This is a genomic window from Paraburkholderia aromaticivorans, from assembly GCF_002278075.1.
In the GTDB taxonomy this organism is placed as follows: Bacteria; Pseudomonadota; Gammaproteobacteria; order Burkholderiales; family Burkholderiaceae; genus Paraburkholderia; species Paraburkholderia aromaticivorans.
In genome coordinates, this window is record NZ_CP022991.1 from 440,821 (window position 1) to 461,554 (window position 20,734).

Below are 20,734 nucleotides of genomic sequence, written 5' to 3' on the forward strand. Positions count from 1 at the left end.
GTAACCCATCGGATCGTGGAGCGCTGGTGGGAGCGCGCGTCCAGCCATTGTTGAAACGCGATTGTGGCAATCGTCATCCAAGCCGGCCCGTTAGACAATGACCGGGCCGGAACACTAGTGGGTCGAGAAAACCGAGATGCCGCCGTTGGGGAATCCTGCCGCGCCGGGCTGGAACGGTACATACACTTGCCCAAGGGTGCTGTCGATGGCGACAGAATGCGCCCCTGTGCCCACCGGAATCTTAAAGAGCAACTGCCGTGAGGTGCCATCGATTACGCCCATCTGCGGGCTGAATCCTGACGCTGCAGCGGTGCCGCTCGTGACGTAGTGCCGGGCCGGCAGGAAGTAGCGGTTGGAAGCCGGATCGTAGTTGACCTGGTCTACCCCGCCAAAGGGCAGAGTCGCTAGAATTGCGCCACTCGAACGATCAAGGATCAGCGTGATGAGCGGGTCGCCGGCCGGCGGATCGCATCCCACGAGCACGTCGTTATTCGGGCCAAGCACGATTCCCGCCGGTCCGCATTTTCCTAGTGGAAACGATTTGCTGATAGAAGGACTGCCCGCCACGACAGAACTGCTGGTGATAACGTCGAGTTCGCCATCGGGATTGGCAGAGGTCCCGTCATTGTTGATCAAAAAGCTCTTCGAGGCAGGGTCATATGTGCATGCTTCGAGCCCAGACGAACCGTTGAAAGGAAGCTTCACCACCGCTTTTTGTGTCAGCGTGGAGATGAACGTGACGAACGGCGGCGAATCTCCGGGGCTCGTATACATCACGAGATGATCGTCGGGATCGTAGCAGCCCTCATCGACGCGGGATCCGGAATTGCTGACGGCGATGGTGTTGACCGTCTTTTGTGCAGCCGTATCGATCACCTTAACGGAGTCGACATCGCCGACATAGATGGTGTTCGTGCCGGTAATGCCTACTATTCCGTCGGGCCCGGACTCATTTGTTGTGGCGCCAGCACCGACGAATGGCCCAGGGATCTGGGCGATCAACGTGTTCGATCTGGTGTCCACGACATCGACTGCCTTGTTATTACGGTCGGTAAGAAAGTACTTGCCGGCCTCGACGTAGCCGATGTCGAAACTGAATGGTGGGCTCGAAGCATTGGGCACGGCGATGTTCGTCAGTAGCTTTGGCGGTGTTGGTGCACTGACGTTATCGCCACCTCCGCAACCGGCCAATGCGGTCGCAGCGAGCAACATCAAGGTCATCATGCGCTTTTCCATCGAATCGTCTCCTTTCTGTTTATCGGCCTGACCGTCGATCCATCAACTGGCCTGGGTGTTGAAATTCATTCAACCCATGGCCGACGACGATCAACGAGCGATTTCTTAAGGAATCTTAAGAAATAGAAGTCTGGCGAGATAGCCACGTTCCCATGGATGCACCTGGGCAGCACATGAATAGTGGCTATAGACTGGCTGTCTGGCTGACACAATGGCGGCGCGCCCGCAAATCGGAAAGTAAAACTTTTTTATGGTCTACATTACGCGGACGCTATACCCGTAATGAGTTTGAAACGTCCGTGAGTGTGTTGGTGAATTGCCGGCCGTAATGTTCGCGCTGCAAATCTTGCTGGCTCTGCGCGACGTGGGGGAGAGCAGTGAGCCATGCATGTCAGCTCACACAGGCGATCGGCTAATGCCTCGCGATGTGCGGACCTTGGGAAGCGGTGATCGAAAGCCGGAACGGGTCGATGAGCGCAAATCGCGGCCATGCAGTCGTCCGGCCGGTGTATAGCGCTATTCAGCGGCGGAGGACGTGCCGGAAAGTGATGCAGAGTTTCGGTAATCCCTTGGCGAATGTCCCGTCATCCTTTTGAAAGCGTTGCTGAACGCACTTTCTGACGCATACCCGATGGATTGCGCGATGAGCGAGACCGGACTTTTGTCCTCTCGCAAGGCCCGCTCCGCCAGGCGCATGCGCCACTCGGCGAGGTAAGTTAGTGGCGCCACGCCCGCCGCAGTTCTGAACCGCAGTGCAAAGGTGGTGCGCGACATGGCGCAGGCGTCGGCTAGCTCCTCCAGGTGCCAGCTACGCGCGGGTTCATCGTGCATCAGCGCCATGGCTGGCGCTAGCCGCCGGTCGCTCATTGCGCGAAACCATCCCGGCGGCATGACGGCAGCGGTCTCCATGTGCGCTCGCAGAATCTGAATGAAAAGCAGCTGCGCCAGGTGGGCGGACGCCAGACGTGCGCCCGGCTGATCATCCGCGCGTTCGCCAACGAGCTGGTCGAGAAGCCATCGAAATGTTGCCGCATGTGTCTTGGCCGCATCGATCCGAATCCATGCAGGCAGGACATTGGCCAGCAACAGGCCACTTTTGACATCAAGCAGCACGTGTCCGCCGATGTGCGCGAATTCATTCCCGTCACCGAGTTGAGCAGTCGATTTTCCAGCCGGGGAAAACAGAGTCATCGCGTCGACCGGAACCACGCCCGGTTCGCTTGCCAAAACGAAAGATCGGGGCGCTGCCATCAATCCCACATCCCCCTCGCCAAATCTGACAGGCGCCTGTTCCCCATCGATGCTGGCCCAGCAATGGCCTCGCACGACGGCGAAAAATTTGATCGTGGTGGGTGCCGGAAAACGGATTGCCCATGGACCTCCGGCCGTGAATCCGCCCGTTACGAGTGATTCGGCATTGGTCAGCTTCAGGATATCGGAAAGGGGATCAGCGCTCATTTCCGCACTATCGCGCAAGTAGGTCGCACTTACAAGCATTCTGCATACGGGTGATTGCTTCTAATCTAACGTCTCTTAACGACGACTGAAAGGAGTGAATTCATGAGCGATGAACTCGTACTTGTCACCGGCGGTACAGGCTTTATCGCGCAGCATTGCATCCTGGCTTTGCTGGACCGCGGATACCGGGTGCGAACCACCGTTCGCTCGCTGACGCGGGAGCGAGAAGTGCGCAACCAGCTCGAAGTCGGCGGGATCGCGGCAGACGCCCCACTTTCGTTCGTCTCTGCCGATCTGACAGATGACTCGGGATGGAGGGAGGCGGTGGCAGGGTGCGTCTACGTGCTTCACGGCGCATCACCGACACCATCGGGCGATCAGGTTAGCGAAGATGACTGGATCAAGCCGGCGGTGGAAGGCAATTTACGCGTGTTACGCGCCGCGCGCGATGCCGGCGTGAGGCGTGTTGTCCTGACCTCTGCTTTCGGTGCGATCGGCGTGGGCCATCGACGCGATTACCGACGCCCTTTTGACGAGACTGATTGGAGCGATCTGACTGGCGACGTCGCACCGTATCAAAGGTCGAAGACGCTGTCGGAACGCGCGGCCTGGGACTTCATCCAGCGCGAGGGTGGCGGTCTCGAGCTTTCGGCCGTCAATCCGGTAGCCGTGCTTGGGCCTGTGCTCGGCGCCGACTTCTCGCACTCCATCCGCTTGATCAAGCATCTGTTGGACGGCCAGCCCGGATGTCTGAACATCAATTCGGGTTTCGTCGATGTGCGAGACGTGGCCGATCTGCATCTGCTCGCCATGACGGAGCCTGCGGCAAGCGGTGAGCGCTTCCTCGCTACCGCAGGCGAAAGTATGTGGATGGTCGATGTTGCGAAGGTGCTGCGAGAGCGACTTGGGGCGGCGGCGGACAAGGTGTCGTCTCATGTCTGGCCGGACTCGGAGGTGCGCAAGCACCCAGCTATGAAGGCATTTGCTCCGCTGCTGGACATCGACATGAACGCTTCGAGCGCGAAGGCTATCCAGTTGCTCGGCTGGAGGCCGCGATCAAGCGACGAGGCAATCGTCGCCAGTGCTGAAAGCCTCGTGCGGCTTGGGTTGCTTGGCGATTAGCGATCTGACGCCGGAGAGAAAGACGGAAGACCGTAAGTCGACGTCTGGATAGGACCCCGCAGCTCGACGTCGTCGCGGCACGACGGCGCTGCCAGCGCACGGGTTGCGTCAGGCAGGAAAACCGCCGGCTGCGTTCGGCGACTTCTCGTGCTCATCAGGCACGAAGGCTATGCCGTCCTTTCGGCACATACGGCGCACCGCGCGCCGTGCGGTAATCAGGCCAGACGGCAGGCCGCCGCCGGGCATGACCCACTGGCCGATCATGAGGAACCGCCGCAGGCCGGGCAGCGTTGGCGGCAAGGGTCGTACACCCGTCTGCGGCGTGAGCAGCCAACCTTCCATGCTGCCTTGCCAATTGCGCGTGCAGCGGACCACGGTGGCGGGAGTCGACACGTCGACCACTTCTATCGCTTCGCGCACACCGGGCGTCGACTTGTCGAATATCGCGATCACGGCGTTCGCCACGCGCTGCTTCTCCGCTTCATATCCCTGCGGGTCGTGCTCACTCAACCGCGACCAATAGCCCACGTTTCGCGTGGGCAGCGTGCACGTCACTGCGGTCTTGCCTGCAGGCGCGAACGTCGGATCGTAGTGGAAGAGCCGGAAGGCGATCTGATGCAGCACTGTCTGCGGGTCTAATGTGAACGGCGTGTCGAGCAGTCGCATCACATATCCGCACTGCTGCGAAAGATCCCGCGCCACGCCGAGGCTCACCTGCAGGAACGAAGGGAAGGGCTTGTACGTGCGATAGACGTGCGCCATGCGCGGGCCGACATACCGTCCGTCGAGCATGTTGTAGACGGTCGTGTGCCCGTCGGCGGCGGAGACGACCCAGTCGGCGTCGATGCGCTCGCCGTCGTCCAGTTGCACACTCACTGCAGTGTCGTCTTCCACGAGAATCTGCTTGACGCTCGAGCCCGTGCGCAATACACCACCGAGCTGCTGCAGGTTCTGCGCGATCGGACCGATTACCGCGTCCGAGCCGCCAATCGGATAGCCGGCGTTGCGGTTGCTGACCCATGCGAGCGCGAACACTAGTGCAACGACCGCGAGCTGCGCGTTTTCTCCTTCGCCGAAGAAGCCTCGCAGCAACGAGTCGTTGAAACGCTTGCCATAGTCTTCGGCAGTAATGTGCGAGAGGTTTTGCAGAAGAGGCATGTGGCGAAGCAATTGCAGCCCAGTCGTGAGGCGGTCCTGCCAGGCGCTGCTCAACGACGGCAGCGGGCAGTGGCTCAGGCTGCGCACGGCATGCATGAACTGGTGGATCGGTGCTTCGTCCTGCGGTGCGTGCCGCAGCAGCTCCGCTTCGAGCCGCTCGAGATTCGAGTAGATGGACAGACTATTTCCGTCTTCGCTTTCCACCCGTATCCATTCTTCCGGGTAGACGAAATGCAGGCGGTCGATGTCGAACACTTCGCGCCATAGCGCGTGCATGGGGTCGTGCAAATTCGACCCGAGCAGCCAGTGCAGACAAGCTTCGAACGTATAGGCGCCACGCTGCCAGCTGGTGGCGAGTCCGCCGGGGCGTTCGTGCTGCTCGAGCACGGTCACGGCGTATCCGCACTTGCGCGCGTAAACCGCGGCGCACAGGCCAGCAATACCGGCGCCGATGATGACGACCTTTCGAGGGTTGGGGTTCATGGCTGCGACTCCAGCGGGATGAGGAGAGCGAATGGCGCGTATTGCGACGCGTACGGGCCGTATGTGAAAGTGAGGGACGTTGGATGGACGCGCGCCACACACATCAACCAATGTGCTGCGCGGTACGGGATGACTGTTGATCTGCATCAAGTGCGAAGCGAACGACACCACGAGCTGGCCGTCCGATGCAGTGCTCGTGTTGCACGCGCTGACTGCATTCGCCGGCGCGACCCCGGTTGAATCCGCCCCCGCAAGCGGCCGTTAATGGCGCGCCGTTCCGGCCGTCCGTTGCCGCTCACTCACTGCTGTATCCGCTGGGAGCCCATTACTGCGCGGGCCGTCGATCGATCGCAAGTGCCTTGATGGCTTCTTTCTGGAATTGGGTTGGCGTCACGCCAGTCTGCTTCCGGAAGTAGCGGCTGAAGTAGGCGACGTCGGTAAACCCGAGATCATGCGCGATTTGCTTGACCGACATATGCGAATAGACGAGATCCCGTTGTGCCTCACGCACGAGGTGCTCGTTGATGACGGTAAGAGGAGAGCTCGAAATCTCTTCGCGACACACCCGGCCGAGTTGAGTCACGGTCATACCGAGCTCCTGCGCATAGAAATCCACGGGACGATGCTCGCGGAAATGCGCGACGACAAGTTCTCTGAAGCGCCTGATCTGTCTGGCGCGCCGTTCCGTGGCGGACACGTTCGCGGCGGCCGTCGAGCGGGTGACCAACGCTCCTTCGCACAGGCGCTCGACATGCACGAAAAGTGCAATCAACAAGGGCAACCCTGCCGCCATATGTCCGCGATCCGCCGCGCGGTACTCTTTCTCCAGCAGTTCGACCAGCGGCATGAGAACGCTGTCATGCGTCTGAACATTCACGCGCGCTACGCCCGCGCGCTGCAATAAGGGTACGAGCGGAGGCGCGACCATCGCGGCGAGCGTTTCCAGCGAACGCTGCGCAGCCGTCAACACGAGACCGTCCACGTCCGGTGCGAAACTGAAGCCGTGCACCGTTTGCGCAGGCAACATGATGACGCAAGGCGGTTCAATCGGAATACGCGTGTTCTCGATGAGCACGTCGCCAGAGCTGCCGCCGCCGCGTATGTAAAGAAACTGCAAGAGCGCGTCGTGACGATGCGCATCGATATGCCAGTCGTTCGGCGCACTGCGCTCCGCGATCCATTCGAAGTTGAAAGCGTCGTACCACGGTGGCCGCGCCGACTCGCCGTAGAGATTGTAGTTAGGGATTTTCCTTAGCACGTCTTGTCTCCTTTGCACAAATTGTCCTGTCGTCTGCTGCCTTTGTCCAATTTTTTGTGCAAGGCCGTGAATATACTTTTCTCACGGAAGAGGTGGCACGCGGCAGCGCGGAAAACGCCTTGTTCTCAAGCTCAAAAGGAGAGAAGGATGACTAAGGAGACGATTAACGGCGCCACGCGCGATGGCATCGCGCCGCACTGGCTCGGCCTCGATTCGAGCCTCTGCGTGGTGACAGGTGCGGCGGGCGGTATCGGTCGTGCAATAGCCACCACCCTGGCCGATGCCGGCGCGCGCATCGCGCTGCTGGATCGCGATGCAGCGGGTTGTCATGAAGCGGCGCGCGCGCTGCAGGCAGGCGGCACGGAGGCGCTCGCCGCCGAATGCGATATCAGCGATGCGGCGAGCGTCAAGCGCGCATGCGAACAGGTGGAACGCAAGATGGGTGCTGCGGACGTGCTCGTCAACAACGCCGGTCTCCTGCGCGCGGGCGGGATCGAGGATATCGGGTTGGACGCATGGAACGCGATGCTCGCCGTCAATCTCACCGGCTATATGCTATGCGCGCAAGCGTTCGGACGCGGCATGCTCGTGCGTCGCAAGGGCAGCATCGTGCATATCGCGTCGATTGCGGCGCATCACCCGCAGACCTGGAGCGGCGCCTATAGCGCGAGCAAGGCCGGCATCGCAATGCTCTCGCGGCAGATCGCCGCCGAATGGGGGCCGCGCGGCGTACGCAGCAACACACTGTGTCCCGGCATGATCCGCACGCCGCTGTCCCAAGCCTTTTACGAACAAGGCGATGTCGAAGCGCGCCGCAGCGCGATGACGGCGAGCCGGCGCATCGGCGAGCCGACCGACATTGCCGAGGTCGCGGCCTTTCTCGCCAGCCCGCGCGCGGCCTATGTCAACGGTGCGGAGATCGCCGTGGACGGCGGCTTCGAATGCATGTTGATGGACCTCGTGCCGCGCCCCGGCTACGCAGCGAAACACGCCGCGTAACGCGTTCATTCGCGGGCGCGATCGCGCCCGATTCAATCTCAAAGGACACGATGATGACTACCGTAACACGGTCGTCCGATCTCGCTTGCGATGTGCTCGTGATCGGCGCGGGCGCCGGCGGTCTTTCCACCGCCATCACCGCCAGGAAACAGGGGCTCGACGTAATCGTCGTCGAGAAGGAAGCGTACTTCGGCGGCACGACGGCGTTCTCCGGCGGCGTGCTGTGGATTCCCGGCAATCCGCACGCGAAGCACGCCGGCATCGAGGATACGCGCGCCGCGGCGATCGATTATCTGCGTCATGAAACCGGATCGATGTTCGATCAGACCGCTGTCGATGCGTTTCTCGACAACGGCCCCCGCATGATCGACTTCTTCGAGCGCGAAACTTCGGTCGAGTTTTTGCCGACGCTCTATCCCGACTACCATCCCGATGCGCCGGGCGGCGTGGACGTCGGCCGCTCCATTGTCGCGAAGCCGTTCGATGCGCGTGCGCTCGGCCCGGATATCGCACGCTTGCGTCCACCGCTCAAGTCGATCACGTTCATCGGCATGATGTTCAATTCGTCCAGCGCGGATCTCAAGCACTTCTTCAACGCGACGAAGTCGCTCGCTTCGGCGTGGTATGTCGCGAAGCGTCTGGCGAGCCATCTCAGGGAGCTCGTGTTTTACAGGCGCGGCGTGCAGGTCACCAGCGGCAACGCGCTGGCCGCACGCCTCGCGAAGTCCGCGCTCGATCTCGGCATTCCGATTCACACCGGCACCGGCGCAAAAGAACTCATCACCGACAAAGGGCAAGTGAGCGGCGCGATCGTCGTCGCGAACGGAAGCGAGATGCGCATTTCGGCGCGTCGCGGCGTCGTGCTCGCCTGCGGCGGTTTTTCACACGATCTCGCGCGCATCGCAGCGGCCTATCCGCATCTGCAACGCGGCGGCGAGCACGTCTCGCCCGTCCCCACGGGTAACACCGGCGACGGCGCACGCATGGCCGAGCGAGTGGGCGGGCGCGTCGATCTTCGTTATCCGCAGCCTGCCGCGTGGATGCCCGTCTCGCGCGTGCCGATGAAAGACGGCAGCTACGGCGTTTTTCCGCATCTGCTCGATCGCTACAAGCCGGGCGTGATCGGCGTGACGCGCGGCGGCGTGCGCTTCACCAACGAATCAAATTCGTATCACGACGTCGGCGCGGCCATGATCGAAGCATGCCGCGACGAGCGCGAGACCGCGATGTGGCTCATCTGCGATCACACGACGATCCGCCGATACGGACTTGGTTTCGCAAAGCCCGCGCCGCTTTCGTTGAAGCCGCATCTGAAGAATGGCTATCTCGTGAAGGGCCGCACGCTCGCCGAACTGGCGCAACGCGCAGGCATCGATGGTGCAGCCCTCGAAGCCACCGTGCGCGAATACAACCGCGACGCGTTAGTCGGGCAGGACCGCGCTTTCGGCCGCGGCACGACGTCCTTCAATCGTTATCTGGGCGATGCCACGCATGCCCCGAATCCATGCGTCGCCCCGATCGGCGAAGGGCCGTATTACGCGCTCAAGCTCGTGATGGGCGATCTCGGCACCTTCGACGGCATCGCCACCAACGCGCATGGGCAAGTGCTGAAGGGCGCCGAACCGATAGCGGGTCTATACGCCGTCGGCAACGACCGCGCGAGCGTCATGGGCGGCAACTATCCCGGCGCGGGAATCACGCTCGGTCCGATCATGACCTTCGGCTACCTCACCGGATTGCATCTTGCCGGTCGTGCCGATACGCACAACACAGTGAGCCAACTGAGGAGCGCCGCATGAGCCACAAGTCATTCATCGACCATCGCATCTACACCATCAAGCCGCGTGGCATGGTCGAGTTCATCGACGTGTTCGATCGTCTTGCGATGCCGATTCAACTCAAGTATCTGGGCGCGCCCGTCGGCTTTTATATGAGCGATATCGGCGCGTTGAATCAGGTCGTGCATCTGTGGGGCTACGAAAGCATCGCGGATTACGACCGGCGCCGTACCGCGCGCGACGACGATCCCGAATGGCCGGCGTATCTGCAGGCGTCGGCGCATCTGATCGTGGCGCAGGAGAGTCGCATCATCAGGCGCGTCGAGTTCAAGAGCCTGTCGGCCATGGCGCGCTAGATCGCACGTTCCAGGGAGGAGACGATGAACGAAGAACGGCAACGCGTCGCGCTCGTCACGGGCGGCGCGAGCGGGATCGGCTGGGCGACGGCGCGCGCGCTCGCCGCGCAGGGATATCGCGTGGCGGTCGCGGACTTGCATCGCGATGCGGCGCGGCATCGTATCGAGGAACTCGACGGCGCCGGGCATTTCGCTATCGGAGCGGACGTGTCGTCGGAGTCCGATGTCGTCGCAATGATTGGCGACATCATGAGCGCGTGCGGACGGCTCGACGTGCTCGTGAACAACGCGGGCATCGGCGAACAGGCGAAACCGACGGTCCAACAGAGTGTGGCGGCCTTCGACACGCTCATCGGCATTCATCTGCGCGGCACGTTTCTCGCCAGCCGCGAAGCGGCGAAGACGATGCTCGCGCAAGGCCGCGGCGCGATTGTGAATCTCTGCTCAATCGCCGGGCTTTCGGGCATACCGCAGCGCAATGCCTACGGCGCGGCCAAGGCAGGCATCGCGGCCATGACCCGTTCGATGGCATGCGAATGGGCCCGCGAGGGCATCCGCGTGAATGCGGTCGCGCCGGGCTATGTCGCGACCGAACTCGCACAGAAGCTCGCGAAAAACGGGCAGATCGACTTGCCGTCCATCGAGCGCCGTACGCCCATGGGACGCCTCGCGCATCCCGACGAAGTGGCGCAGGCCATTGTCTTTCTCGCCTCCGATGCGGCGAGCTATATCACCGGCGCGGTGCTAAGCGTGGACGGCGGCTGGCACGCATCGGGCGCGGCATGACGGCTCACAGAACGCCGCTTGCCTCGTGTACGCATTAAAAAAGATCAACGGAGACGAACCGCAATGAAAACGCACAGCCTCGAAATCCAAAGCTTTATCGATAGTCAACGCTTCTCCCCTTATCAATGGATCATTCTGGTCCTCTGCTTTCTGGTCGTGGCAGCCGATGGTTTCGACACCGCGGCGGTAGGCTTCATCGCGCCTTCGCTGATCGGCGAATGGGGCATCACGCGCGCCGCGCTCGGCCCGGTGATGAGCGCGGCGCTCGTCGGTCTGGGCATCGGCGCGCTCGCGGCCGGGCCGGCGGCGGACCGTATCGGACGCAAGGCCGTGCTCGTGTTGTCGGTGTTTTTCTTCGGCGTGTGGAGTGTCGTCTCTGCGCAAGCCGGTTCCATCGAATCGCTTACGGGGTGGCGCTTTCTTACCGGACTCGGGCTGGGCGCGGCCATGCCGAACGCGGTCACGCTGATGTCGGAATACGCGCCCGCCCGGATCCGCGCCATCGCCGTCAATGCGATGTTCTGCGGTTTTTCCGTGGGGCTCTCGATTGGCGGCCTGAGCGCGGCGTGGCTGATTCCGCATTTCGGCTGGCAGAGCGTGCTGGTGATCGGCGGCATCGGGCCGCTCGTACTTGCGGCGCTGCTCGTCGCGATGCTGCCCGAGTCCGCGCAATTCATGGTGATTCGCAAGCTCCCGGCGGAGCGGATCGCACGCGTGCTGCGCCGCATTTCCGACGACCCGCGCCTGGACGATAGCGCCTCGCTCCGCTTCGTCGCCGCCGATACGCGCGCTGCGACGCAGAAGAAGTCGTCGGTGTCGTTGATCGTGTCGACACCGTACCGCTTCGGAACCGCGATGCTATGGCTTGCGTACTTCACGGGCCTGATGATCTACTACCTCCTCACCAACTGGCTGCCGACGCTCTTCAAGGATGCGGGCTTCACCGCGCAGAGCGCGGCGCTCACCACGTCGTTGTTTCCGCTCGGTGGCATTCTCGGCAACCTGTGCCTCGGCTGGGTGATGGATCGCGCGAATCCGCGGCGGGTCAATGCGTGTGCCTACGTGCTGTCGGCGGCGCTGGTGCTGACCATCGGAAGCGGTGTTTCAGACCGTTTCTGGCTCGCCGTCCTGATCTTCCTGACCGGCACTGCGGTGACGAGCGCGGTCACGTCCATGTCGGCGCTCGCGGCTGCTTTCTATCCGACGCAAAGCCGCGCCACGGGTGTCGCGTGGATGCTCGGGGTCGGCCGCATGGGCGCCGTGGCCGGGGCGATGACGGGTGGTGTGATGATGAGCATGGGTCTAAAATTCGGCGCGGTGTTCATGCTGCTCGCGGTTCCGGCGTTCGTCGCGGCGCTCGCACTGTTCTCGCTTAGCGGTATCGATGCAGCGAAGTTTAAACATGCGTTCTCCGAGAAGACGATCTCGCCCACGGAGTAGGGAGGTCAGAATCGCCTCATGACGGCGGCGATGCGCCGCGCGATGCCTGAACCGGATGCGCGTTCTTCGTCAAGGCGCCGGAAAGGGATTCGGTGCGGGTCCGAGGGTGGCACGGAAGCCCTGGAAGCGTATCTGGTGACCAGAGCCGTGTCGACCACCGGCCCCAAACGGACTTTGACCCGGATCTGGCCGTATCGGCAGCCCCTCTAACGGCCTTCCGATTGGCGAAGACGAACGCTCCGTCGTCGGCCATTGCTGACATGGAGACGGGCTGGATTCAGCGGCAACAATGTGTCCCATCGCTTGCCTTTATGTGGAGAGCGACGCTCCTCGAAGACGCGCTGAGCACTACCTGACTTTCGACGAGTCGCGCGCGCCGAGTCTCTCACGAATGCGACGCATGAGCGCCTGCCGCAAGTGCTGCGCGAATCCGTTCGTTGCGCGCTGGCGCGAGCGCCGGACCTTGCGAGCGAACTCGATCAGCACGCCCCCTCGCATCAACCACTGTCGGCGGCGTTGCGAAGCCGCCTCGGCGGGACGCTGCAGCCAACTGAATTCCCGTGGTACATGCGCCACCGTGCCGGGCGCGGCGAACACGACGATGTAGGCTAGACGTGCATGACTCGTCTGGTTCGGCCCGGCGCCGTGCAGCGTGCGTCCGCTATGAATCACGATGCCGCCAGCCTCGACAGGGCAGTAGACGATGTCGTCCGGATTGAATGCGTCGATGCATTCGAGCCCATGGACGCGCTCGTCTCCTTGATAGGGGCGATGTGCCAGGACTTCACCCAAATGCGAGCCGGCCACATAACGCATGCACCCGTTCTCGACCGTTGCCGCCGAGGTTGCCATCCACACCGCGATCTGCCGGCGCCCCTGCTCCGGGCCCGACTGGTATGCCTCGTCCTGATGCCACGGCGTTTGTGCGCCGTGCAGCGCGGGCTTGAGAATGGCATGGTCGAAGGCGAATTCGGCTTCGGGTCCGAGGATGGTTCGCGCAAGCCGAAGGGCGTCGGCAAAATAGCGTGTCTGATGCAGCTCGGGCGCATAGTTGTGCGGCAGCACAAGTTCCGTCAAGCTGTCGGAGCCCAGGGAATCGTTGGGGTCAACGAGGTCGCGCCGAGCCCCTTCCCTGAAACCCGTCCCATCGCGCAGGAGCTTGTGCAGTGTGGCATTGATGACCTGCACGTCGGCAGGCGACGCAAAGTCCGGTACGCAAAGGAAACCGTTGCGCTCCAGCGAAGAGAGGTATTCCGGAAACCGGCTGGGGGACCCGATGAATGCGTTGCCGCCGAGATCAGGAGCGTGTTGGGTCACCATGTCCATTCGGTTTCCTGATTTGTTTTTCGCGCGATCTGCGCCCTATGCGGCAGGGCTCGTAGCCAGCTTGGATACGGTCGCAAGCAGACTGTAATTTTCCCTGCCTGACAGTTTCTTTACAACGGGAGATGGATTAAAGCGGTTAGATCATATGGGCTATGGATGCGTTGTTCTGTTGGATCCCGAACATAGCGAGAATGGTTATGACGCAATCAGGTTGGGCAGAGGAAAAATCGCCAATGATAAGGATTCCTTGTACTTTCCGCCAATCGCTATGGAAATACGCGTTCCGCTCTTTCCGCGTCCATTTCGGCTCTGACTCGATGTGGGCATGAAGCGATCATCGGCCGGGGTGCGCTAAAACAGATCCTCATGCCGGCAATTAACGAGAATTTCCGCGACACTCGCCGAGTTCGGCATTTCGATCGTATTGGCGACCAACCGTGCGATATCCTCGGGTTGCGTCATCGCTTCCGGATCGAGATCCGCGATGCCGGTAGCCATTTCCGTGTTGACGAAGCCGGGGCATATCGCCGTCGCACGCAAGCCATCGTCCCAGCCGGCGCGCCGTACAGCATGAGTCAGTGCTATCGCGGCGTGCTTCGACATCTGATAGCCCGCGTTGAGGTTCTTCACTCGCTTGCCGGATAGCGACGCAATCTGCACGACGCGGGCACCGCCCGCGCGGCGCAAGTGCGGCAGCGCGGCCTGGATCAGCCGGAACGGCGCTTTCACGTTGATGTCGAGCGTTTCTTCGAGCAGTTCGTCGGTGCCGTCTTCCAGGCTGATGTGCTTGCAGATGCCCGCATTGCTGACGAGCACGTCGATATGGCCGAAGCGTTCGATCGTCGCCTCGACCCAGCGGCGGCCCGCGTTGGTGTCGCGTGCTTCGTATGGAAACACCAACGCATCGAACCGACAGATGAGCGCCGAAGGGTCACGCACGCCCAGCGACAACAAATAGCCGCGCCGCGATAACTCGGTCGCGATTGCCAGCCCGATGCCGCGACTCGCGCCGGAAATCATGGCTACCTTTTGCATGGATATCTCCGTGAAAGCAGTGCGTTAGAAACCCGCGTCGATAACGATCTTCGTACCGTCGCTGAAACGGTTGAGGCGAAACGCGTGCGGATTGACGAGCGGCGTGTCGTTCGTCACCAGATCCGCCATCAGCTTGCCGGCCGCCGGGCCGATGCCAAAGCCGTGCCCCGAAAAGCCGGTGCCGATAAAGAGGCCCGGCACCGCATCGACACCGGAAATCACTGGAATCGCGTCGGGCGTCACGTCCATATACCCCGCCCAGCGCTGCGCGATTCGCGCGTGCGCCAGATGCGGGAAGACCTTGGTGAACTCGCGCAAGCCGGCGTCGGTGTATCGGGTGATCGGTTCGGGATCGAGCGTGCGAACCGCTTCGAACGCGGTGGGACGGTCGAGCGCCCAATGACGTGGACGGCGCAATTCATCGAAGAAGCGGGCGCCGATGCCAATGCGCAACGAGCCCAACTGGCTCTTCAGCGCTTCGACATATTTGAAGAACAGGCGAAATGAATCGGGCGTGAGATCGCTATAGGTGCGAAAGCCGAACGCGACCGTATAGCCGCCATCGGCGCGCTTGCGAAACGCGAACTTCTTGTTGCTCGCGCTACAGGCCGGACCGCCGTCGAGCGGCTCGGTGCGAAGCACCGAGGCTTTGACCAGCAGTTGCGGTACATCGACATTCAGGTTGCCGCAGAACAACCGCGACCATGCGCCACCCGCGACGACGACGCTGTTGCAGCGGATCGTGCCATGCTCCGTGACCACCGCGCTGACACGCCCCGCGCTCGTTTCGATGCCTCGTGCGGCGCATGGCGTCAGAATCTTGACGCCGCGTTTGCGCAACGCGTTGGCGATCGCGGGTGCGGCTTTTTGCGGTTCGGCGCGGCCATCGCCCGCGGTGTAGAGTCCGCCCTTGAATGCTTTGGTTGCGCCGGGCAGCAGTTCGGCAACGGCACGCCCGTCGACCACACGCGTGTCGAACGTGTCACCCGCTACGTTGTGCGCCTTGTCGAGCCACACGTGATGACCGTCCATCACGGTGTCTTCGTCGGTCATGTAGAGGATGCCGCATTGATTGAAGCCGGTATCGATACCCAACGTCGCGTCCATTTTCCGCCACAGTTTCAGGCTTTCGATGCTCAATGCGAACTCACGCATGTCGCGATGCGTGACGCGAACCCAGCCCCAATTGCGACTCGATTGTTCGCCCGCAATATGGCCTTTCTCGCATAGGGCGACCTGCAATCCCTTCTCGCTCAGATAAAGGGCCGTGCTCACGCCGATAATGCCGCCGCCGATCACGACGACATCGACTTGCGCGGGCAAGGTGGTGTCGTCGGCAACTGTTTCTACTTTCGGTCCCATCGTGGCTAGTATCCTGCCGGTGAAGGCTAGTTATGTTGATCGGCGACGCCGGCCCTGACCGAGACGGTCGAACTGGCCGAAGCCTGCGCCTTGCGCTGCCGGCGTGACGATCCCGTTCTGGAATGGCCGCGCGCCGGATTCGAATGACGGTTTGTCCAACGGTCGATGTGGTTGATCGCGTGCGTGAGCGGCACGGTTACGAGCAGATACACCACGCCCGCGGCCACCAGCGGCGACAGGTTCGCGGTATTCACCGACGTGTTCTGACCGATCGTGAACAGATCGCGCTGCGAAGTCAGCAGGCCAAGAAAATAGACCAGGCTCGAATCCTTCACGATCGAAATGAACTGATTCGCAAGCGCCGGCAAGATGCGCCGCACGCCCTGCGGCACGATCACGTGGCGCATGCTGCTCCAGTACGTCATGCCGAGCGCCTGACAGGCGGACAATTGCCCGCGCCCCACGCTTTGAATGCCGGAGCGGAAAATCTCCGCGATGTACGCGGACGAGATCAGTCCAAGTGCGACGATCGCGAGCGGATAGGGATTGGGCCCAAAGATCGCCAGTCCCACAGGCGCCAGCCCTTGCCCGACCAGCAAGATCACGAGCGCTGCCGGCAGGCCGCGAAACACGTCGACGAACACCTGCGCGGGCAGCATCAACCAGCGCGTGTGCGACACCGCCATCAACGCGAGGACCATGCCGGCGACGATCCCCAGCACGGTCGAAAACACCGACAGCACCAGCGTGTTGACGAGGCCTGTGCATAGCAACGACGGCATCGACGAGATCAGCAACGGCCAGTCGAGAAAGTTCTGCAAGAAAGCATTCATGGTGCGCTCCTTGTTGAGCGTCGGCGGCGGGTTGAGCCGCCGGCCGGGCCTGATCAGCTACCGGCCTTCATCGCATAGGGCGGCAGGCTCGCGGGCTTCGGATAACCCGGGTGGAACTGCATGTACAACTTGACCCACGTACCGTCAGCGACCAGTTCGTCAATGGTCTTGTTCAGTGCCGCCTCGAGCTTCGTGTTGCCCTTGTGCACCGGGAAGCCGGCGGGCAGATTGACGGCGGAGATATCGAGCTTGTCCGTGATGTTCAATTGCGGGTACTTGCTCTGCAAGCCCTCGACGAGCGTCTTGTCCACGAAGTAGCCGTCGATGTATTTCGAACGCATCGACAGGAAGCCCGCGTTCAGGTTCGGAAAGCGCACGATCTGCGCACCCGGCAGGTAGCTGTCCGAGTAGGTGTCCTCGATGGTGCCCTGCACGACGCCAATCCGTTTACCTTTCACCGATGACGGGTCGCTCGTAATCGTGCTGTCGGGCAGGGTTGCCACGCTCAGCAGACCGGTGAGATAGCCCTCCGAGAAATCGACCATCTTCAGCCGGTCCTTCGTGATCGAAATCGACCCGGCGGCCAGATCGAGCTGCTGGTTCGCAACGCCCGGCAGCAGTCCACTGAAATCCTGCGCGCGGAATTCGGCGCTCAGGCCAAGCTTCGCCGCCACAGCCCGCAGCAATTCGACGTCGAAGCCCGTCATCTTGCCGTTGTCGATATACGAATACGGCTTGTTGTTCGCATCGACACCGGCGACCAGCTTGCCGGGCGTCAGCGTGCCGACATCGTCGGCACGCGCGTTGCCTGTCAACGTGAACGATAGAGGCACGACAACCGCAATGAGGCTGAGAAGATGGCGAAAACGCATGATGTTTGCTCCGTCGAAAAGACCTGCGATGGAAAGAAAATTACGTGGACATCACTGCAATATCCTGGAGAGAAAGTCGCGGCCACGAGCCGAGCGGGGACGATCGAAAAAAGCGTCCTTCGTGTCGTCCTCGACGATGGCGCCCTGATCCATGAACACGACCCGGTCCGCGACGCGACGCGCAAAGCCCATCTCATGGGTGACACAGAGCATCGTCATGCCGTCCTGCGCGAGTTCGGTCATCACGTCCAGAACCTCATTGACCATCTCGGGGTCGAGTGCGGAGGTCGGTTCGTCGAACAGCATGGCGACGGGATCCATCGACAACGCGCGCGCGATCGCCACCCGTTGCTGCTGGCCGCCCGACAACTGGGACGGAAACCTGTCCTCATGCGTGCGCAAACCGACGCGCTGCAGCAGCATGCGCGCCTTGTCGGCGGCTTCGTCGCGGCTGCGGCGCAATACGTTGACCTGCGCGAGCATGAGGTTCTGGCGAATATTCAAGTGCGGAAATAGCTCGAAATGCTGAAACACCATGCCGACCCGCGCGCGCAGCTTTTGCAGGTTAGCCTCGCGTGCCGAGACCGGCGTGCCGTCGACGACGATCTCGCCTTGCTGCACCGGCTCCAGTCCATTGACGGACTTGATCAACGTCGATTTGCCGGAACCGGACGGCCCGCAAATCACGACCACTTCGCCCCGGCCGATGTGGGCGGAGCAATCGGTCAGTACGCGCTGCTCGCCGTACCACTTCGAAACGTTACGCAGAGAAATCATCTGCTGCTCCTCAAGCCTGAAGCGCATCGGCTTCGGTTTCAGTGTCGACGTCCAGTTCAGGAGAGGGTGGCACGCACCCGGCCGCTCCAGAGATCGTCGAACGTATAGAGCGCCGTGCCGACCGGCACGCTCAGGCGGCTCGCCATGCCGGCCGGACTGATCGGGAACGCGCCTTCGCCGAATGCGCCGGACTTCGCATCGAATCCAAGCATGTGTTTTACGACCCGCGCGCCCAGATAGCTCATCAGCGCCACGCCGTTGCCGTTGCAACCCAGCGCGTAATGAATGCCTTCCCGTTCGCCGATATGTGCAAGCCTGTCGCCCGTCATCGCGACATAACCCTTCCACGCGTGCGTGATGCGCACGTCGCGCAAGGCGGGCCACAACTCGATCATCTTCGCGTGCAGCATCCTCGCCGCCACGCGCTCGCTCACCTCGCGAATCGCCGGGCGCGAGCCGAACAGCATCCGCGTGCCGTCGGGCGACGGCCTCGTGTAGAAGAGATTGCGTTTCGAATCGCTGATCATCCGGCGTCCTGGATTCAGCACGGCCATTAGTCCAGGCGGCAGCGGTTCCGTCGCAATCTGATAGCTCGCAACCGGCAGCACGCGCCGCGCGAAGAACGGCAGCAGCGCTCCCGTATAACCGTTGGTCGCGACCAGCACATGTTTCGCGTCGATTTTGCCCCGCGTTGCATGAACCCTGAAACAGGCGCCGTTGCGTTCGATCCGTTCCACGCCTGCATGCGAATGCAAAGTCGCGCCGCAACGCCGGGCGAGATCGCGTAGCGCGCGATGATATTTGGCGGTATGCAGGCCGCCGTATTCATCGACGAGAATCCCACCGTAGTAGTAGTCCGAGCCGATCAACGCATGCTGATCCGCGCGCGGCACCACGTGCACTGTCACGCCCGTTTTGTCGCGCAACAGTTCGCCCTGGCGCCGCAAAACATCGAAATGACGTGGCGTGAACGCGCCGAAGAAGCGACCGGTGATCTGCAAATCGGCGTCGAGCTGCTCATCGGCGACAAGGCGCTTCAGATAATCGAAGCTCGCCATGGACTCGCTCATCAGCCGTCCCAGCCGCTCCGCGGAGACTCCACGAATCGCATTGGTCAGCGCCAGCTTCTGTCCGCTCGACACCATCCCGCCGCTGCGCGTGCTGCCCCCCGCGCCGATTTCGGCGGCGTCGAGCACGGCGACGCTCGTGCCGAGCCGCGCAGCTTCGGCGGCCGCCGACAAGCCGCAATACCCGCTGCCGATGATCACCACGTCGACCCGGGACGGCAACGCGTCGCGCACGGTCTCGGGCGGCGCGGCGTCCCACCAGTAGGGGGTCACGCGAAAATCGTCATGAAACAGCAGGGCCTCGGAACGCATCGTGTATCGCCGGTGAGAGGATTCCAGCCAGTCTAGGTTTGGGCCATCCATCCGGTCAAATACGATCAAAAACGGCTGCCATTCATTTTTGATATGGCAAGCTGAGGACTGAATCAACGAAAACAGGCGAGGCGGGCAGATGAACCAACGGCAAATCGAAGCGTTCAGGCTGGTCATGTTGCGCGGCTCGATGACCGCCGCCGCCGAGGAACTCGGCACGTCGCAGCCGAGCATCAGCCGGTTGATTGCGGAACTGGAGGCCTCGACGGGCCTGACGCTGTTCACGCGCAACGGCGGGCGTATTCAGGCCACGGACGCGGGCAGCGCGTTCTATCGCGAAGTGGACCGGAGTTTCGTGGGCCTCGAAAAACTCGCGCATTCCGCGCGTGAGATCCGCCAGTTCGGCAGTGGCCGGTTGCGGCTCGTCGCGGCGCCGGTGCTGGCGTTGTCTTTCGTGCCGATGGTGATCGAGCGTTTTCTGGCCGTCTATCCGCGCATCGCGATATCGCTGGAAATGCGCAGCGAAGGCACGATCCAGCGCTGGGCTTCGTCGGCCTATTGCGATATCGGATTCGCCACGACGACGCCCGATGCGTTCGGTGTGACGAGCGCCGAGTTATACCGGCTGCCCGGTGTATGCGCGCTGCCGGCCGGGCACCCGCTGGCGGCGCGAAAGCGTATCCACGCACGGGACCTGCGCGGTGAAAAGCTGATCCTGCCGTCGTATGCGGACGACACGCGCTCGTCGCTGGATCGCGTGTTGCGTCAGGCGGAAGTCAATCAGGTGCCGACAATCGAAACACCATACGGCGCGACGATTTGCGCGATGGTGTCGCGCGGTTTGGGAATCGGCATCGTGAATCCGCTTGCGACTCTGGATGCCAATACCATGAAGATCAAGTTCCGGCCGTTTTCACCGGATATTGTGTTCCGTGGATTCACGGTGTGTCCCCAGCTTCAATATACCAATCCGATCGTCGATAGCTTTCTGAAGATCGCCAACGAGACGATGACGCTTGAAGCAAAACACTCGAAAGCCGATCTGGGGTCCGCCGTCGGATAGCCGTACTGGCCGA

18 protein-coding genes are annotated in these 20,734 nt (G+C 62.0%); 7 read left to right on the forward strand and 11 right to left on the reverse strand.

Annotated elements, in window-relative coordinates; translation table 11 throughout:
- Window positions 1–114 precede the first annotated feature (114 nt).
- Complete coding sequence (locus tag CJU94_RS35010; RefSeq protein WP_095423222.1) at window positions 115–1,236, reverse strand: YncE family protein; 1,122 nt, start codon at window positions 1,234–1,236, stop codon at window positions 115–117.
- A gap of 516 nt (window positions 1,237–1,752) precedes the next feature.
- Entirely contained in the window at window positions 1,753–2,733 is a 981-nt protein-coding gene (locus CJU94_RS35015; protein WP_095423223.1) for an AraC family transcriptional regulator, read from the reverse strand.
- Between the two features lie 63 nt (window positions 2,734–2,796).
- On the opposite strand from CJU94_RS35015, the gene CJU94_RS35020 reads away from it, so the two are divergent.
- Complete coding sequence (locus CJU94_RS35020) at window positions 2,797–3,816, forward strand: SDR family oxidoreductase (RefSeq protein ID WP_095423224.1); 1,020 nt, start codon at window positions 2,797–2,799, stop codon at window positions 3,814–3,816.
- A gap of 108 nt (window positions 3,817–3,924) precedes the next feature.
- Here the strand turns inward: CJU94_RS35020 and CJU94_RS35025 are convergent, their stop codons facing one another.
- Together CJU94_RS35025 and CJU94_RS35030 are read right to left on the reverse strand one after the other, a co-directional pair.
- Entirely contained in the window at window positions 3,925–5,457 is a 1,533-nt protein-coding gene (locus tag CJU94_RS35025; RefSeq protein ID WP_095423225.1) for a phytoene desaturase family protein, read from the reverse strand.
- A gap of 325 nt (window positions 5,458–5,782) precedes the next feature.
- Entirely contained in the window at window positions 5,783–6,715 is a 933-nt protein-coding gene (locus CJU94_RS35030; RefSeq protein ID WP_095423226.1) for a helix-turn-helix domain-containing protein, read from the reverse strand.
- Between the two features lie 147 nt (window positions 6,716–6,862).
- Here CJU94_RS35030 and CJU94_RS35035 point away from each other — a divergent pair, with 147 nt between their 5' ends.
- From CJU94_RS35035 to CJU94_RS35055, 5 genes are all read left to right on the forward strand, one after another.
- Window positions 6,863–7,714: an SDR family NAD(P)-dependent oxidoreductase gene (locus tag CJU94_RS35035; RefSeq protein WP_095423227.1), complete on the forward strand. Its 852-nt coding sequence runs from the start codon at window positions 6,863–6,865 to the stop codon at window positions 7,712–7,714.
- Between the two features lie 53 nt (window positions 7,715–7,767).
- A complete protein-coding gene (locus CJU94_RS35040) occupies window positions 7,768–9,513 on the forward strand; it encodes an FAD-dependent oxidoreductase (RefSeq protein WP_095423228.1) in 1,746 nt (581 codons plus the stop codon).
- Window positions 9,510–9,848, forward strand: a complete 339-nt coding sequence (locus CJU94_RS35045) for an NIPSNAP family protein (protein WP_095423229.1) — start codon at window positions 9,510–9,512, stop codon at window positions 9,846–9,848. Before CJU94_RS35040 ends, CJU94_RS35045 begins: the two co-directional genes overlap by 4 nt.
- Before the next feature lie 24 nt (window positions 9,849–9,872).
- Window positions 9,873–10,634, forward strand: a complete 762-nt coding sequence (locus CJU94_RS35050) for an SDR family NAD(P)-dependent oxidoreductase (RefSeq protein ID WP_095423230.1) — start codon at window positions 9,873–9,875, stop codon at window positions 10,632–10,634.
- Window positions 10,635–10,697: 63 nt separating this feature from the next.
- Complete coding sequence (locus CJU94_RS35055; protein ID WP_095423231.1) at window positions 10,698–12,074, forward strand: MFS transporter; 1,377 nt, start codon at window positions 10,698–10,700, stop codon at window positions 12,072–12,074.
- A 348-nt stretch (window positions 12,075–12,422) separates the two neighbouring features.
- Here CJU94_RS35055 and CJU94_RS35060 read toward each other — a convergent pair whose 3' ends face one another.
- The 7 genes from CJU94_RS35060 to CJU94_RS35090 all read right to left on the reverse strand — a co-directional run bounded on the left by CJU94_RS35060 (window position 12,423) and on the right by CJU94_RS35090 (window position 19,658).
- Complete coding sequence (locus CJU94_RS35060) at window positions 12,423–13,400, reverse strand: phytanoyl-CoA dioxygenase family protein (RefSeq protein WP_095423232.1); 978 nt, start codon at window positions 13,398–13,400, stop codon at window positions 12,423–12,425.
- 351 nt (window positions 13,401–13,751) lie between these two features.
- Complete coding sequence (locus CJU94_RS35065) at window positions 13,752–14,435, reverse strand: SDR family NAD(P)-dependent oxidoreductase (RefSeq protein WP_095423233.1); 684 nt, start codon at window positions 14,433–14,435, stop codon at window positions 13,752–13,754.
- Window positions 14,436–14,459: 24 nt separating this feature from the next.
- Window positions 14,460–15,797 (reverse strand): NAD(P)/FAD-dependent oxidoreductase, encoded by a 1,338-nt coding sequence (locus CJU94_RS35070; RefSeq protein ID WP_095423234.1) that lies wholly within the window; start codon window positions 15,795–15,797, stop codon window positions 14,460–14,462.
- 26 nt (window positions 15,798–15,823) lie between these two features.
- Window positions 15,824–16,630: an amino acid ABC transporter permease gene (locus CJU94_RS35075; RefSeq protein WP_095423235.1), complete on the reverse strand. Its 807-nt coding sequence runs from the start codon at window positions 16,628–16,630 to the stop codon at window positions 15,824–15,826.
- Window positions 16,631–16,683: 53 nt separating this feature from the next.
- Window positions 16,684–17,502, reverse strand: a complete 819-nt coding sequence (locus CJU94_RS35080; protein ID WP_095423236.1) for a substrate-binding periplasmic protein — start codon at window positions 17,500–17,502, stop codon at window positions 16,684–16,686.
- Between the two features lie 51 nt (window positions 17,503–17,553).
- Complete coding sequence (locus CJU94_RS35085) at window positions 17,554–18,279, reverse strand: amino acid ABC transporter ATP-binding protein (RefSeq protein ID WP_095423419.1); 726 nt, start codon at window positions 18,277–18,279, stop codon at window positions 17,554–17,556.
- A 56-nt stretch (window positions 18,280–18,335) separates the two neighbouring features.
- Window positions 18,336–19,658 (reverse strand): NAD(P)/FAD-dependent oxidoreductase, encoded by a 1,323-nt coding sequence (locus CJU94_RS35090; RefSeq protein ID WP_095423237.1) that lies wholly within the window; start codon window positions 19,656–19,658, stop codon window positions 18,336–18,338.
- A 139-nt stretch (window positions 19,659–19,797) separates the two neighbouring features.
- Between CJU94_RS35090 and CJU94_RS35095 the strand changes: the two genes are divergently transcribed.
- Window positions 19,798–20,721 carry a LysR substrate-binding domain-containing protein gene (locus CJU94_RS35095; RefSeq protein WP_095423238.1) on the forward strand — a complete coding sequence of 308 codons (924 nt, stop codon included), beginning with the start codon at window positions 19,798–19,800 and terminating at the stop codon, window positions 20,719–20,721.
- Window positions 20,722–20,734 lie beyond the last annotated feature (13 nt).

What these genes read in the sequence shown, in the direction of transcription:
- CJU94_RS35095 (WP_095423238.1), top strand. Translation starts at nt 19,798, where the DNA reads ATGAACCAACGGCAAATCGAAGCGTTCAGGCTGGTCATGTTGCGCGGC.
- CJU94_RS35015 (WP_095423223.1), bottom strand. Translation starts at nt 2,733, where the DNA reads ATGCTTGTAAGTGCGACCTACTTGCGCGATAGTGCGGAAATGAGCGCT.
- CJU94_RS35090 (WP_095423237.1), bottom strand. Translation starts at nt 19,658, where the DNA reads ATGCGTTCCGAGGCCCTGCTGTTTCATGACGATTTTCGCGTGACCCCC.
- CJU94_RS35055 (WP_095423231.1), top strand. Translation starts at nt 10,698, where the DNA reads ATGAAAACGCACAGCCTCGAAATCCAAAGCTTTATCGATAGTCAACGC.
- CJU94_RS35045 (WP_095423229.1), top strand. Translation starts at nt 9,510, where the DNA reads ATGAGCCACAAGTCATTCATCGACCATCGCATCTACACCATCAAGCCG.
- CJU94_RS35020 (WP_095423224.1), top strand. Translation starts at nt 2,797, where the DNA reads ATGAGCGATGAACTCGTACTTGTCACCGGCGGTACAGGCTTTATCGCG.
- CJU94_RS35065 (WP_095423233.1), bottom strand. Translation starts at nt 14,435, where the DNA reads ATGCAAAAGGTAGCCATGATTTCCGGCGCGAGTCGCGGCATCGGGCTG.
- CJU94_RS35025 (WP_095423225.1), bottom strand. Translation starts at nt 5,457, where the DNA reads ATGAACCCCAACCCTCGAAAGGTCGTCATCATCGGCGCCGGTATTGCT.
- CJU94_RS35080 (WP_095423236.1), bottom strand. Translation starts at nt 17,502, where the DNA reads ATGCGTTTTCGCCATCTTCTCAGCCTCATTGCGGTTGTCGTGCCTCTA.
- CJU94_RS35040 (WP_095423228.1), top strand. Translation starts at nt 7,768, where the DNA reads ATGACTACCGTAACACGGTCGTCCGATCTCGCTTGCGATGTGCTCGTG.
- CJU94_RS35050 (WP_095423230.1), top strand. Translation starts at nt 9,873, where the DNA reads ATGAACGAAGAACGGCAACGCGTCGCGCTCGTCACGGGCGGCGCGAGC.
- CJU94_RS35060 (WP_095423232.1), bottom strand. Translation starts at nt 13,400, where the DNA reads ATGGACATGGTGACCCAACACGCTCCTGATCTCGGCGGCAACGCATTC.
- CJU94_RS35085 (WP_095423419.1), bottom strand. Translation starts at nt 18,279, where the DNA reads ATGATTTCTCTGCGTAACGTTTCGAAGTGGTACGGCGAGCAGCGCGTA.
- CJU94_RS35035 (WP_095423227.1), top strand. Translation starts at nt 6,863, where the DNA reads ATGACTAAGGAGACGATTAACGGCGCCACGCGCGATGGCATCGCGCCG.
- CJU94_RS35010 (WP_095423222.1), bottom strand. Translation starts at nt 1,236, where the DNA reads ATGGAAAAGCGCATGATGACCTTGATGTTGCTCGCTGCGACCGCATTG.
- CJU94_RS35075 (WP_095423235.1), bottom strand. Translation starts at nt 16,630, where the DNA reads ATGAATGCTTTCTTGCAGAACTTTCTCGACTGGCCGTTGCTGATCTCG.
- CJU94_RS35070 (WP_095423234.1), bottom strand. Translation starts at nt 15,797, where the DNA reads ATGGGACCGAAAGTAGAAACAGTTGCCGACGACACCACCTTGCCCGCG.